Consider the following 13,924-nt stretch of genomic DNA (forward strand, 5'->3'; position numbering starts at 1 on the left):
ATACCCTCAGCGCCGCAACCGTCGTTATCCTGCTGTTTGCCGGCGGAATCATGATCGCATGGGAATGGGTGCATCGAGGATACCCTCTCCTTATCGAAAACACACCCATGCCATCCACGCCGTCCATCCAGCAAGAAGCTCCAAGCTTCACCACGCTGGCCGGGAACGAGGAAATTCTCGTCACCTTCTATGCATTCCATCCCCGCGACTACGCTCAGTTTTATCTCTTTTCAGGGAAAACGCCTTCGGAAATGCTGAGCTTCGACTGCACGGTCACATGGAGTGACTCCGACCGCCCCGTCATTGCTCCCGGAAAACTCGAAAACACCTACCCCCTTGCCCCATCTGATTTCACCGGCCTCGAGAAAATGCGCACGCTGCTGCGCAAACCACCGCCCGGCGACACCTGGTATCATGTCCATCCCGTGCATATCACGATCGCATACAGGCGCGACGGACGTCTTGTCGGTGAGGAACATTTTCAAGATGAACCCAGTTGGCTCCATGAATTTGAAATGGCAGCGGATGCGGAAGACGTGGCGCAGGCACGCGACCAAAGCGCCGTGGCCCTCGGCTTCGCTCCGTCGCTCCTCGATGGTCTTGTCACCCCATGGACAATAACCCGGCGCGCCCCCGTGCCCTCGCCTTGAGGGCCTTTTTCGCGCTATTCTCCCGCGCATTCTCTTCGCGAATGCGACTTGCCCGAAGCCCGGCAAGCCGTCCTAGTGTTGCCCGCATGAGCATCCTCAAACGAACTCCGCTCTTCGACTTCCATGTCGCGCATGGCGGGCGCATGGTCGATTTCGCGGGCTGGGAAATGCCCGTGCAATACAGGAGCATCCTCGACGAGCACAAGGCCGTGCGCCGCGCCGCCGGCCTCTTCGACGTCAGCCACATGGGCGAGGTCGATGTGCGCGGCCCCGGGGCGCTCGCATTCCTCCAGTCGCTCGTCACCAATGACCTCGCCAAAATGACGCCCGGCCGCGTCGTCTATTCGCCCATGTGCGGCGAAACCGGCGGCGTCATCGACGATCTGCTCGTCCACATGCGCGCGCCCGGTGATTATTTCCTCTGCATCAACGCCGGCAACATCGACAAGGACCTCGCGTGGCTCCGCGAGCGTCGCGCCGCCGCGCCCGGTCTCGATGTCACCCTCGCCGACCGCTCCGGCGACACCGCGCTCATCGCCATCCAGGGCCCGCGCGCCGCCGGCATCGTCCGCTCCCTCGCCTCCGGCCCCGCCGTGGCAGCCGCCCTCGACGACCTCAACTATTACCATTTCGCCACCGGCCTCACCATCGCCGGCATCCCCTGCTCCGCCGTCGCGCGCACCGGCTACACCGGCGAGGACGGCTTTGAGCTCTACCATCGCCCGGAGGACGCGCCGCGGTTCGCCGAGGCGCTGCTCGCGGCGGGCGCGCCGCTCGGTCTCGAACTCGCCGGACTCGGCGCGCGCGACAGCCTGCGCCTCGAAGCCGGCTTCCCTCTCCACGGCCACGAAATTTCCGGAGACATCTCGCCGCTTGCCGCCGGTCTCGCCTGGACGGTGAAATTCGCCAAAAACTCCGATTTCTGCGGGCGCGCCGCGCTCGAACGCGAGGCGCGCGACGGCTCCGCCCGCCGCGTGGTATTTTTCAAGACCGGCGACCGCCGCATCGTGCGCGCGGGCGCGGCCGTCATCGACGAGGCGGGCGCGCCGCTCGGCACCGTGCTCTCCGGCACGCTTTCACCCATCCTGAACGAGGCCATCGGCTCCGCGCTCATCGACACCACCGCGCTCGCTGCCGGCCGCGCGCTGCTCACCGACATCCGGGGGGCGAAAATCGCCCTCCATCCCGTCAAGCCGCCCTTTGTTGCATTGAAAAAATAATCCCTCGCCTCCTCCTCCTTAAGCTTCAACTTAAACTCCAGAAAACCATGAGCAACATTCCCGCCGATCTCAAATACGCGAAATCCCACGAATGGATCCGCCCCGGAGCCGACGGCATCGCCACCATCGGCATCACCGAATACGCGCAAAGCAGCCTCGGTGACATCACCTACGTGCAACTCCCGCAACCCGGAGCCGCGCTCAAGGCCGGCGATTCCTTCGGCGTGGTCGAATCCGTGAAAGCGGCCTCCGATCTCTACGCTCCGGTCGCCGGCACCGTCGTCGAGGTGAACGCCGGGCTCGATTCCGCCCCGGAGAAAGTGAACCAGGAGCCGTATGGTGGAGGCTGGATGCTGAAGCTCAAGATCGACGACCTCGCCGAACTCGACGCCCTGCTCGACGCCGCCGCCTACGCGGCGATCGTCGGCTGAAATATCCCTGGCGGCTGAGTGAAAAGGCGGCAGCACGTAGCGCATCCCGGCCTGCCGTCGAAAACGATGGCGCGAAGCACCGCTGGCGTTTTTCCCTTAAAAATGCCGCGCTTCGCGTGACAGAATAACGACGGCAGGCAGGAATGCGCGTTGAACACCGTTGCCGCGCTACGGCGCGCCGCCGTTCTTAATGAACATCTAGGTGAAAAACTTCAGGATCCGGCGCATGGAGGCGACGAGCACGTCGATTTCCCCGGGGGTGTTGTAAACATAGAAGCTCGCGCGCGTCGTGCTCGGCAGGCCGAGTTTTTTCATCAGCGGCTGGTTGCAATGGTGGCCGCCGCGCAGGGCGATGCCGTCCTGGTCGGCGAAGGTCACGACATCGTGTGCGTGCACGTCCTTGAAGGCAAAGCTCACCGTCCCGCCGCGTTTCGTGGAATCGACCGGGCCGAGGATGCGGATGCCGGGCAACCCGCGCAGCGCCTCGTAGCAAAGGGCGGCGAGGGCGGTGTCGTGCGCGGCGATGGCCGGACGGCCAAGCCCGTCGAGATAATCCATCGCGGCGCGCAGGCCGATGGCGTCGGCGACGTTGGGTGTGCCGGCCTCGAAACGTTCGGGCGACGGCTTCCAGGTGCTGCCGGAATACTCGACCGTGTTGATCATGCCGCCGCCGCCCTGCCAGGGCGGCATGGCGTCGAGGAGCTCGCGCCGGCCGTAGAGCACGCCGATGCCGGTCGGGCCGGCCATCTTGTGGCCGGAGAAGGCGAGAAAATCGCAGCCGAGGGCGCGCACGTCGATGGGCTCATGCCCGATGGATTGCGCGGCGTCGATGAGCGTGAGCGCGCCAACCTTGCGGGCGCGGGCGCAGAGGTCGGCCACGGGATTGATGACGCCGAGGGTGTTCGAGATGTGCGTGAAGGCGAAGAGCTTCACCTCGGGCGTGAGCAGGCGGTCGAGCGCGTCGAGGTCGAGGCCGTGCTCCGCGTTTTCCCCGGAGACAGGCACGTAGCGGAGCGTCGCGCCGGTGCGCTGCGTGATGAGCTGCCAGGGCACGAGGTTGGAGTGGTGCTCCATCTCGGTGATGAGCACGACGTCGCCGGGGCGGAGGTTGGCGGCGCCCCAGCTTTGCGCGACGAGGTTGATGGATTCGGTCGTGCCGCGGGTGAAGACGACCTCGGCGGGGTCGGCGGCGTTGATGAAGGTGGCGGCGCGGGCGCGGGCCGCCTCGTAGCCGTCGGTGGCGCGCATGGAGAGCGCGTGGAGGCCGCGATGCACGTTGCTGTTGTCGTGCTCGTAGTAGCGGGTGAGCGTGTCGATGACGGCGCGGGGCTTGTGCGTGGTCGCGGCGTTGTCGAGATAGACGAGCGGCTTGTTGCCGACTTGTTGGTGAAGGGTGGGAAAATCGAGGCGGATATGGGCGAAGGTGTCGGACATGGTTTGGCGGAAATGGACGAGTTATGATTTACGAATTACGATGGACGATGGACGATTTGGAGCTTCCGCGCCGGCGGAGGCATGGGAACGGTGATTTCCCAATCCTAAATCGTAAATCGTAATTTGTCCTTCATTTGAGCGCGTCGAGCGCGGCGTGCCAGGCGAGGGTGGCGCATTTGATGCGGGCGGGAAAGGCGTGCACGCCGGCAAACGCGGCCATCTCGCAAAATTCTCCGGGAGCGCGGCCGGTTTTCACGATGGCGGCAAACTCCTCGAAGGTCGCGGCGGCCTCGGCGGCGGTTTTTTCCTTGAGCAGCGTGGTCATGAGCGAGGCGGATGCCTGCGAGATGGCGCAGCCGGCGCCCTCGAAGGTGATTTCGGCGATGCGGTCGCCTTCGAGCCGCAGGTAAACCGTGCAGTGGTCGCCGCAAGTCGGGTTGTCGCCGGTGGCGACGCGCGTGGCGTCGGGCAGCTTGCGGCGGTTGCGCGGACGTTTGTTGTGGTCGAGGATGACGGATTGGTAGAGATCGTTGAGTTCGCTCATGAAACGGTCCGCCACTGTTGACGCAAAACGCGGGCATGGCAACCGCGGCATGCGCGGGGTGGGCGCGGAATGCCCGTCACCGGCTTACTTTTCCGGCGGCGCGGCGGGCGCTTCCCTGGCGGCGGCGCGATTGTCGCGCACGATCCGGCGCCCGTCCGAGATGCTGACGTAAACGATCATCGTCAGCAGCAGCAGCATGAAGACGCTTTGGGTGGCGGCGATGAAGCGGGCGGGCAGGGCGCGTCCGCGGAGCTTGGCGATGGTCGCGAAGAGGATGTGTCCGCCATCGAGGACGGGGATCGGCAGCAGGTTGAAAATGGCGAGGCTGATGTTGATCAGGACGATGAAGGACAGCACCGAGACAAAGTCGTATTTCGCGATGACGCGGATTTGGTTCACGATGCCGATCGGTCCGGTCATTTTGTCGAGGCCGATGTCGGAGCGCGGGTTGACGAGGCTGGAGAGGTTGCGCCAGGTGAGCGTGACGATGTTGTTGAATTGCGCCCACGGCGGGATGTGGGCGATGTGGGTGGAGTAGGCGCCGCGCAGCGCCACGCCGAGCCGGTAAACCGGCTCGCCTCCCGCGGCCTCGACGAGCCGGCGCGGCTCAGCCGTGGTCTCGCTTTCCTTGCCGTCGCGCAGGTAGGTGATGCGCAGCGCGGAGCCCTTGTGCAGGGCGATATAGTCCCGGATGAAGCTTTCGTATTGCACCGGCTCGCCGTCGAGATGGGTGATGATGTCGCCTTCAAGCAGGCCGGCCGCGGCCGCGGCGCTGCCGGGCGAGACCTGCGCGACAGTGACTTGCATGGAGGGCTCTATGCCGATGTCGCGAATCTCGTCCGCGGTGACGTAATGGGGATAGACATCCACATCGAAGACGCGGCCGTCGCGTTGCACCGAGAGGGTCGCTTTCGGCTCGCCTTGGGCGCCGCGCCCGGAGCCGAGGGCGATGAGGTAGCTGATGTCGGAGAGCGAGGAAACTTTTTTCCCGTCAACCGCGAGGATGGCGTCGCCGGGTTTGATGCCCGCGACAAATGCCGGGCCGGGCTCGGTCTTGCCGCCGGTGGCCTCGATGATCGGGCGGACCGAGCCGACCCGGTTGGTCTGCTCCTCGACCAGCATGCGCTGGCCGACAACCCACACGATGGTGGCGAGCACGAGGGCAAACAGGACATTGAAGAAGGCCCCCGCCGCCGCGACGATGACCTTCGTGGTGTAGCTGACGGGCGGAAGCTTTTCCACCGCGACCGAGGACTCGCCTTCGATCGCGGCCATGTCTGCGAGTTGCGGCAGGGCGACATAGCCGCCCAGCGGAATCCATGACAGGCGGTATTCGATGCCGTCCCGTCCGCGCCAGCCGAAGATTTTCGGGCCGAAGCCGATGGAAAACCGCTCCACTTTCATCCCCCGGCGGCGGGCGGCGAGAAAATGGCCGAGTTCGTGGACAAAAATCGACGCGCCGAGAAAAAACACGGCAAGCCCGAAAGCCCAGATATTGGAGAGGATGGCTTGGATAAATTGCATGTCGGAATGGAAGGGCAGGGCCGCCCGAAGCGGCGCCCATCGTGTGGAAAGTTATGACTGCGTCGAGGCCGGAGAGTTCAAAGTGGGGGGATATTTATCGGCGACGCAAGTCCGGCGTGCGTAGCGCAGGCATCCTGCCTGCCGTCGAAAAGCTTTCGCGCGAAGCGCGGCATTTGTTAGAAAAAAGTCAACGGCGCTTCGCGCCTTCTGTTTCGATGGCGGGCAGGGATGCCTTATAGGACACTGGCCAAGACCGGCGCAGTTCTATAACGAAGCCGGTCTTGGCCAGTGGTTGGGGGAGGGGCGTCCTGCAGGACGCCCCTCCCCTGTCCGCCGAAAGTCTGATGGGATGCCATGAGCCCTTGAGCTCGCAGCGCAGCGACAGACCCGGCGGGCACCGCTGGCAGCAACTCGAACCGTTGTCTGCGCCCTTGAGCGCGTCTCGATAAGAAGGAGTCCTGCCATGCCAAACCAATATAAACACATCGGCGTTGATCTCGCCAAGTCCAGTTTCGTCGCGGACCTGCCCAAGGGCGTGACGAGCTTCGCGCAGAGCCCTGCGGGCCTGCTGCGTTTCCTCTCGCAGTTGCCCGCCCGCGCGTGGGTCGTCTGCGAGGCCACCGGCGGCTACGAAAGAGCCCTCGCGCGCGCCTGCCATCAGGCCGGCGTGCGCGTGAGCGTGGTCAACCCCAGGCGCGTGCGCCAGTTCGCCAGGTCCCAGGGCATCCTGGCCAAGACCGACCGCATCGACACCGGCCTGCTCAGCCTGTTCGCGCGCAAAACCGAAAAACTGCGCGCCAGCCGCGCGCCCGTCCAAGCCGAGGCGGTGCTGCGCGAACTGCTCCAGGCGCGCGAGGCCCTGGTCGAGGCGCTCAAGCACGAGACCAACCAGGCCGAGCACGCCACCGGCCTGCCCCTGCTCGAAGGCCTGGCCGCCGCGCGCCGCGCCCTGCTGGAGCGGCACATCAAGCAGATCGACGCCGAGATGCAACGCGTGATTGCCGCCGACCGCGACCTGGCGGACCGCGCCGCACGCTGCGCCCAGGTCCAGGGCGTCGGCCCGGTCACCACCGCCGCCGCTCTCGCCCTCATGCCCGAGCTCGCTCGAAAAGGGCCAGGCCGCCGCCCTGCTCGGCGTCGCACCCATCGCCGCCCAAAGCGGCACTTGCGACAAATCCCGCCACATCGAGGGCGGCCGCCACCGCCTGCGCAAAACCGTCTACATAGCCGCACTGAGCGCCGCGCGCCACAACCCCGTTCTCAGCGCCTTCTACCAGCGCCTCCGCGCACGCGGCAAACCCGTCAAAGTCGCTCTCTCCGCCCTCATGCGCAAACTCATCGAACTGCTCAATCTTCTCCTCAAATATCCCAACTTTTCCCTTGCGCGTTGATCACCGTTGCTGCGCTACGAGGTTCCGCCTGCGCCGCCATGCCTCCTCACGCCCATTCGGGCGGGTTCTGGAGTTCGGGCTTGAGGATGCCGATGCAGGGCAGGTTGCGGTAGCGCTCGGCGAAATCGAGGCCGTAGCCGACCACGAAGCGGTCGGGAATCTGGAAGCCCACGAAATCCGCCTCGAACTCCACCTCGCGGCGTCCCCGCTTGTCGAGCAGCACGCAGGTGCGCAGGCTGGCGGGATTTTGTTTTTTGAGCAGGTCGACCACCACGGAAAGCGTCTTGCCGGTGTCGAGGATGTCGTCGATCACGAGCACGTGGCGGTTGGTGATGTCGAGCGAGAGGCTGTGCAGGAGCTTGGGCTTGCCGTGCGACTTGGTGCTGTTGCGGTAGCTGAAGATGCGAATGCAGTCGAGGCGGATGGGATTGGGCACGTGGCGAAGCAAATCCGCCGTGAAAAAGATCGAGCCGTTGATGATGGCGACCGCCGTGATTTCCTCGTCCCCGTAGGCTTCGGCGATGGCGGCGCCGAGTTTCTTGAGCCGGCGTTTTATGTCGGCGGCTGACACGAGGATGCTTTCAAGGTCCCTGTGAGTGGCGGGAAGTCGGGCGGCGGGCATGGTGATGGTGGACACGGTTGAAAAAGCCATTTCGATACCAACTCCGCGGGGCGCGTGGCAACAGGTTCCTTGCGGCGCGCTCCCGTTTATTTTTTTGACATGGCCATGGCCGGGATCTTGCTTCCGCGTCGTCTCCCAACCGCCATGGTTTCCATCCGCACCTCAAACCTGACAAAGCGTTTCGGCACGGTAGTGGCTTTGTATCAACTGGATTTGGAGATAAAGCCCGGGGAGCTCTTTTTCCTGCTCGGGCCGAGCGGCTGCGGGAAAACCACGCTGCTGCGGAGTCTGGCGGGGTTCGTGATGCCGGATGCGGGAAATATTTTTTTCGGCGACGATGACGTGACGCGCCTGGAGCCGCACAAACGGAACACGGGCATGATGTTTCAGAGTTACGCGCTCTGGCCGCACATGACCGTGGCGGAAAATGTCGCGTTTGGGCTGGGCGAACGGCGCGTGCCCAAGGCCGAGATCAAGCGGCGCGTGGCCGAGGCGCTCGAATCGGTGCGCATGGCGGAATACGCCGGACGCAGCCCCAACCAGCTTTCCGGCGGGCAGCAGCAGCGCGTGGCGCTGGCGCGCGCCCTGGTGATCCGGCCGCGGTGCCTGCTGCTCGACGAGCCGCTGTCGAACCTCGACGCGAAACTGCGCCTGGAAATGCGCTCGGAGATCCGGCGCGTCTGCAAGGAGTTCAACCTGACCACGGTTTACGTGACGCACGACCAGAAGGAGGCGCTGTCCATTTCCGACCGCATGGCGGTGCTGGAGGCCGGGAAGATTCTGCAAATCGGCACTCCCCGCGAAATCTACAAGCGCCCGGCGTGGAAAACGGTGGCGAACTTCATCGGCGAGACCAACTTCATCGCGGGCACGGTTGCCGGCGTGGAAAACGGCCGGGTGTTCGTGACGACGCCGGTCGGCCGGTTTGAGGGCGTGCCGGGCAACCCGGAAAAGATGCCCGCCCCGGGCTGGCTCGTGACGCTTTCGATCCGGCCGGAATGCTGGCGGCTGGAACACGGCCCGCGCGAGGTCAATTCGGTGCCGGGACGCATCGGCGGCTCGGTGTATCTCGGCGAGGTGGCGCAGCATGATTTTGTGCCTTCGCGCAGCGGGGGCGAGGCGGAAAAGGACGGCGCGGGGACGCTGAAGATCCTCGAGACGAATCCGCGTTTCACCGCGCAGCCGGCGGACGGCCCGGAATTGCACGCCGCGGTGGATGCCGGGGATGTCGTGGTGCTGGAGGCGTGAGATTAAAAATAAAACCAAACCATTAAAATAGCCCACGGAACACACAGAAACAAAAACATAAAAATTTCGGTTTCCCGTTATTTCCAATATCTGAAAACAACAGAAAATTAACCGCAGGGAACGCAAAGACAGCAGGGAATAATCCTGTTTTTCCATGCGTTCTTTGCGTTCTCTGCGGTTAAATCAGCAAACCGGCCATTCAAGATAGCGACGAACCAGAATTTCTTCTGTGTATTCCGTGTGTTCCGTGGGCAATAATAAATCATGACCAAGCGCCTTGTCATTATTGCAGCGCTGGCGTTCATCATCGCGCTGCCGTTCCTGTTGCGTCCGAAAAAGCGCGCGGGCGGCCCGGACGCGAATGCCGGCACGCTGGTCATCATCACTCCGCACAACGAGGCCATCCGCCACGAGTTCGGGCGCGGGTTTGCGGAATGGTATCGGGCCCGCACCGGGAAAAGCGTCGTCATCGACTGGCGCGTCATCGGCGGCACGAGCGAGATCGCCCGTTTTCTGGAGGGCGAGTATGTGGCCGCGTTTGAGTTGCACTGGCGGCGCGGGCTCGGACGCGCGTGGGGCACGGAGGTGCAGGCGGCGTTTCACAACGGGCGCCTCCCGGCCGGTGCGTCCGCGGTCGAGCGCGAGGCCCGGGCGGCCTTTCTGGCCTCGGATGTGAGTTGCGGCATCGACGTATTCTTCGGCGGCGGCACCTATGATTTCGAGCGGCAGGCGCGCGCGGGCCGCATCGTGGATTCCGGCATGCTGCGGGCGCATCCGGAATGGTTTCGCGAGGACGTGATCCCGCGCGCCTTCGCCGGGGAGGAATATTGGGACGGGGAAGGCCGCTGGATCGGCACGGTGTTGAGCAGCTACGGCATCGTGGCCAATCTCGACGCGCTCGCGCGGCTGGGCGTGCCGCAGCCGCGGCAGTGGGAGGATTTGAAAAATCCGCGTCTCGCGGGCGAGATCGCGCTGGCCGATCCGACCAAGAGCGGCTCGATTGCGAAGGCGTTTGAAAACGTGATCCAGCAGCAGATGCAGAAGCGGCTCGTGGCGTTGCGCGCCGCGCAGCCGGACGCGGAGGCCGGGGCGCTGGAGGCTCGCGCGGTGCGCGAGGGCTGGCTCGACGGGATGCGGCTGATGCAGGCGATCGGGGCGAACAGCCGTTATTTCACGGATTCGTCGCAAAAGCCGCCCATCGACGTGGCGCAGGGGAATTCGGCGGCGGGCATGTGCATCGATTTCTACGGACGGCAGCAGCAGGAGGCGGTGTCGCGTCGCACGGGGTCGGAGCGCGTGGCGTTCATCCCGCCGCGGGGCGGGAGCGTGAGCTCGGTGGACCCGATCGCGCTGCTGCGCGGCGCGCCCCACCGCGAGACGGCGGTGTTGTTCATCGAATACGTGCTGTCGATGGACGGGCAGAAATTGTGGAATTTCAAACCGGGCGCGCCGGGCGGCCCGCGCCAGTATGCGCTGCGGCGGCTGCCGGTGCGGCGGGATTTTTATGAACAGCCGGAATTTATCGCGTGGCGCAGCGACCCGGAGGAATCGCCCTACGGGCAAAAAGAGCAGCTCGTGTATCGCGCGGCGTGGACCGGCGGGTTGTTTCGCGAGATGGCGTTTGTGATCCGCGTGATGTGCCTCGACACGCATCCCGAACTCGCGCGCGCGTGGCGGGCGATCATCGAGGCGGGGATGCCGGCGGACGCGCTGGCGGCGATGCAGGATTTGTCGGCGGTGGATTACGACGCGGCGCAGACACGCATCAAGCAGGCGCTCGGGTCGAGAAACAAGGCCGACGAAATCCGCCTGGCCGACGAACTGGCCAATGCGTTTCGCCGCCAATACCTGGCCGCCGAGCGGCTGGCCCGGAACGCGGATTGAGAAACGGAAAACGGGTCGACTTTATTCACTGATGTTGCGCGGTGGCGCTGCCGCGTCTTCGCAAGGGAAATCCCGCCGGCGGCGTAACATCAGTTATTCAGTCTTTCAGCGGCGGCGCGGAGTGGTTATGAACGGGACTCATTTTTCCACTATGAAGAACATCCATGTCATTTTGATCCTCGGCGCGGCGCTGACGATTGTCGCGCTCATCTCGCGCTCCGGCATGCTGGCGCGCAAAAATCCCGGCGAACCCATCAACAGCGCCATGCGCGCGGCCACGCAGACAGCGGAAAAGCATGAGCTGTCCGCGCAGGATTTGGAGGGGATCGCGAAGCGGTTTCCCCATGCCGGGATCGTGGTGCTGCCGAGCGGGCTGCGTTACATCGTGCTCGCGGAAGGGCAGGGCGAGGCGCCCCGGCGCGGGCAGACGGTGGTGGCGCACTACACGGGGACGCTGCTCAATGGAAAAGTGTTCGACTCGTCGGCGGGCGGGCAGCCGTTTGAATTCGCCGTGGGCGCGGGGCGCGTGATTCCGGGCTGGGACGAGGCTTTTCTTGGCATGAAAAAGGGCGAGAAACGCGTGCTGATCATTCCTTACTGGCTCGGCTATGGCGAGCGCGGCGCGGGCAGCGATATCCCGGGGAAGGCCACGCTGGTGTTTGAGGTGGAGGTGCTGGATATCAAATGAACGGAAGAAGCGGGGTGGCATCTCCTCCGGTTGCATCCGGGACGAGGATGTCCCTTACCCAAAAAACTCGCGCAGCAAACGCCTCACGACCGGGCGGGCGCGGCGGGCGAGGGCGGGATTGGCGTATCCGATCCATGATACGGGCGTGGTCGTGTCGAGCGGGGCGCGCAGGGCGCCGCCGGCGGGGTTTTCGACGATGCAGCCGGCCTCGGTGAGAATCAGCGCGGCGCAAATGTCGTAGGGATGGCAGGTGAGCGAGGACGGAAGGCCGAGTTTCGCAAAGGCGGCGGGACGCACGTCAACCGTGATGCGGTCGTGGCCGGAGAGGAGTTCGTGGAGCTGTCCGCCGGTCGAGATGTATTGGTCGTCGAAGATGAGCGGCGAGCCGCCGCCGGGCGCGGGCGGCTGGAGCGCGGCCCAGAGTTTTTCCTCGAACTGCGCGAGCAGGACTTTGCCGTCGGGGAAAAATTTCGAGACGGAGGCAAAGCCGTGCTCGAGGCCGGCGGCTTGCGATGGCGCGGGGCGGACGCGGCCGGTGGCGCCGGTGAGCACGTTTGTCCACGTGCCGCGCACGCCGCGCGGACCGGCGCCGCGGATGGCGCTGAATTGCTCGGAGCGCCATTGTTTGGAAACAGGCAGCTCGGTCATGGCCGCGACTGTGATGTCGGCGAGACCGGTGCGCGGGCCGCGCTGCGGGGCGAGGGCGGCGAGGATCCAGCCGGGGCGCTTGTCATACATGAGGCCGCGCGTGCCGTCGATGGGGTCGAGGATGCATTTGTAACGTGTCCTTTTCACCGGGGTGCCGCGCGGGAAGGTGAGCGGCGTGTCATCCTCGATGCCCTCCATCACGACCTGCACCGGCCACGCGCGCGGCCAATGGCGCTCGAACCATGCGATGATCGCGACCTCGCTGATCGTGTCGATGTGGTAGATGGTGTCGGCGCTGGTGACGGCGGCGACGCGGGCGAACCGCGCGGCGTGGCGCGCGCGGGCGTCGAGGATCGCCTGTCGGATGTGGTTTTGGAGCGAACAGAGAAGCCGGCGTGCGCGTTGCATGGGAAAAGGCTGAATGATGGCGGTCGAAAAATGGCGGCGTGGGTGGAGCGGAATGTATTATCTTTCTCTTTATTCTTTATCTTTCCTCTTTCTCTCCTTTTTAGCCCACCCCGAGGCGGACAGGAGAGAAAGAGGAAAGATAAAGAATAAAGAGAAAGAAGGCGGTGGGGCTTATGACTCGCGCTTCAACTCCCGGCCCATGAGGTCGGCGAGGGTCTTGGCGGGCGACTTGCCCTCGTAGAGGACCGCGTAGGTTTCGCGGAGGATGGGGGCGTCGATTTTTCGCTCGGCGCAGAGTTCGGCGAAGGATGCCGTGGTCTTGTAACCCTCGACCACGGTTTTGCGGCCTTCGAGCAACTTCGCGACGGCGCGGCCTTCGCCGATTTGGAAGCCGAACTGGCGGTTGCGGCTCCAGTTCCCGTGGCAGGTGGCGACGAGATCGCCGAAGCCGCTCAGTCCGTAGAAAGTCTCGGGGCGCGCGCCGAGCGCCTGGCCGACCCGGAGCATCTCGGCGAGCGCGCGCGTGAGGAGCGCGGCGCGGGCGTTGTCGCCGAGGCGCAGGCCGTCGCAGCACCCGGCGGTGATGGCGTAGATGTTTTTCAGGCAGCCGCCGAACTCCGCCCCCGCCACGTCGGTGCTGGTGTAGACGCGCAGGCTCGGGCCGCTGAGCGCGGCCTGCACGGATGTAGTGGTTTCATCGATACGCGCGGCGGCGAGCACCATGGCGGACGGCAGGCCGCGCGCGACCTCGGCGGCGTTGGTCGGGCCGGTGAGCGTGGCGGCGGCGCGGCCCGGGAGCACGGCCTCGATGATTTCGACGGGGCGCAGGTGCGTGCCGAGTTCGAGGCCCTTGGAAAGACTGATGACAAGCGCGAGCCGGGTGGCGGACGCGAGGTTTCCGGCGATCCGCTCGCAGGTGGCGCGGAGCGCCTGCGAGGGGCAGGCGAGCAGCATGATCTCGGCCTCCATGAGCACGGGTGCGAGTTCGTGGCCGATTTGCAGGCTGGGGGGCAGCGGGATGCCGGGCAGGTAATCGGCGTTTTCCCGCGACGAAGCCAAGGCGAGTGCCTGCTCGAAGCGGCGCGGCACAAGCGTGACGGTATGGCCGAGGCGGCTCAGGTGGATGGAAAACGCGGTGCCCCAAGCGCCCGCGCCGATGATGGCGAAATTCATGGCAGGGGGAATTTGCGCGGCGGCGGGCGTTTTGAAAAGCCGCGAATCGTGCGCCCGCC

At 65.0% G+C, this 13,924-nt stretch carries 13 protein-coding genes; 7 read left to right on the top strand and 6 right to left on the bottom strand.

Going from position 1 to position 13,924, the window contains the following annotated elements; all coding sequences use genetic code 11:
• The first annotated feature begins 107 nt into the window (after window positions 1-107).
• From OH491_RS23410 to gcvH, 3 genes are all read left to right on the top strand, one after another.
• Complete coding sequence (locus OH491_RS23410; RefSeq protein ID WP_145928564.1) at window positions 108-650, top strand: hypothetical protein; 543 nt, start codon at window positions 108-110, stop codon at window positions 648-650.
• An 86-nt stretch (window positions 651-736) separates the two neighbouring features.
• Window positions 737-1,870, top strand: coding sequence for a glycine cleavage system aminomethyltransferase GcvT (gene gcvT / locus OH491_RS23415; protein WP_068768799.1), 1,134 nt, complete (start codon window positions 737-739; stop codon window positions 1,868-1,870).
• A gap of 47 nt (window positions 1,871-1,917) precedes the next feature.
• Window positions 1,918-2,301 (top strand): glycine cleavage system protein GcvH, encoded by a 384-nt coding sequence (gene gcvH / locus OH491_RS23420; RefSeq protein WP_068768798.1) that lies wholly within the window; start codon window positions 1,918-1,920, stop codon window positions 2,299-2,301.
• Between the two features lie 198 nt (window positions 2,302-2,499).
• Here gcvH and OH491_RS23425 read toward each other — a convergent pair whose 3' ends face one another.
• The 3 genes from OH491_RS23425 to rseP all read right to left on the bottom strand — a co-directional run bounded on the left by OH491_RS23425 (window position 2,500) and on the right by rseP (window position 5,803).
• Window positions 2,500-3,735, bottom strand: a complete 1,236-nt coding sequence (locus OH491_RS23425) for a cysteine desulfurase (RefSeq protein WP_068768797.1) — start codon at window positions 3,733-3,735, stop codon at window positions 2,500-2,502.
• 130 nt (window positions 3,736-3,865) lie between these two features.
• On the bottom strand, window positions 3,866-4,279 hold the full coding sequence (gene sufU / locus OH491_RS23430) for a Fe-S cluster assembly sulfur transfer protein SufU (RefSeq protein WP_068769751.1): 414 nt from the start codon (window positions 4,277-4,279) through the stop codon (window positions 3,866-3,868).
• A gap of 84 nt (window positions 4,280-4,363) precedes the next feature.
• Complete coding sequence (gene rseP, locus OH491_RS23435) at window positions 4,364-5,803, bottom strand: RIP metalloprotease RseP (protein ID WP_068768796.1); 1,440 nt, start codon at window positions 5,801-5,803, stop codon at window positions 4,364-4,366.
• A 463-nt stretch (window positions 5,804-6,266) separates the two neighbouring features.
• Here rseP and OH491_RS23440 point away from each other — a divergent pair, with 463 nt between their 5' ends.
• Entirely contained in the window at window positions 6,267-7,307 is a 1,041-nt protein-coding gene (locus OH491_RS23440; RefSeq protein ID WP_145928563.1) for an IS110 family transposase, read from the top strand.
• On the opposite strand, the gene hpt is transcribed toward OH491_RS23440, so the two are convergent.
• A complete protein-coding gene (gene hpt / locus OH491_RS23445; RefSeq protein WP_342750728.1) occupies window positions 7,241-7,831 on the bottom strand; it encodes a hypoxanthine phosphoribosyltransferase in 591 nt (196 codons plus the stop codon). The genes OH491_RS23440 and hpt overlap by 67 nt on opposite strands.
• Before the next feature lie 129 nt (window positions 7,832-7,960).
• On the opposite strand from hpt, the gene OH491_RS23450 reads away from it, so the two are divergent.
• From OH491_RS23450 to OH491_RS23460, 3 genes are all read left to right on the top strand, one after another.
• A complete protein-coding gene (locus OH491_RS23450) occupies window positions 7,961-9,064 on the top strand; it encodes an ABC transporter ATP-binding protein (RefSeq protein ID WP_068769750.1) in 1,104 nt (367 codons plus the stop codon).
• A gap of 264 nt (window positions 9,065-9,328) precedes the next feature.
• A complete protein-coding gene (locus OH491_RS23455) occupies window positions 9,329-10,948 on the top strand; it encodes an ABC transporter substrate-binding protein (RefSeq protein ID WP_145928562.1) in 1,620 nt (539 codons plus the stop codon).
• Between the two features lie 151 nt (window positions 10,949-11,099).
• A complete protein-coding gene (locus tag OH491_RS23460) occupies window positions 11,100-11,636 on the top strand; it encodes an FKBP-type peptidyl-prolyl cis-trans isomerase (RefSeq protein WP_068768791.1) in 537 nt (178 codons plus the stop codon).
• 54 nt (window positions 11,637-11,690) lie between these two features.
• Here the strand turns inward: OH491_RS23460 and OH491_RS23465 are convergent, their stop codons facing one another.
• Both OH491_RS23465 and OH491_RS23470 read right to left on the bottom strand, forming a co-directional pair.
• On the bottom strand, window positions 11,691-12,692 hold the full coding sequence (locus OH491_RS23465) for an inositol monophosphatase (protein WP_068768790.1): 1,002 nt from the start codon (window positions 12,690-12,692) through the stop codon (window positions 11,691-11,693).
• 171 nt (window positions 12,693-12,863) lie between these two features.
• Window positions 12,864-13,865 carry an NAD(P)H-dependent glycerol-3-phosphate dehydrogenase gene (locus OH491_RS23470; protein WP_342750729.1) on the bottom strand — a complete coding sequence of 334 codons (1,002 nt, stop codon included), beginning with the start codon at window positions 13,863-13,865 and terminating at the stop codon, window positions 12,864-12,866.
• Window positions 13,866-13,924: the final 59 nt, after the last annotated feature.

Source organism: Termitidicoccus mucosus, from assembly GCF_038725785.1.
Classification (GTDB): Bacteria; Verrucomicrobiota; Verrucomicrobiia; order Opitutales; family Opitutaceae; genus Termitidicoccus; species Termitidicoccus mucosus.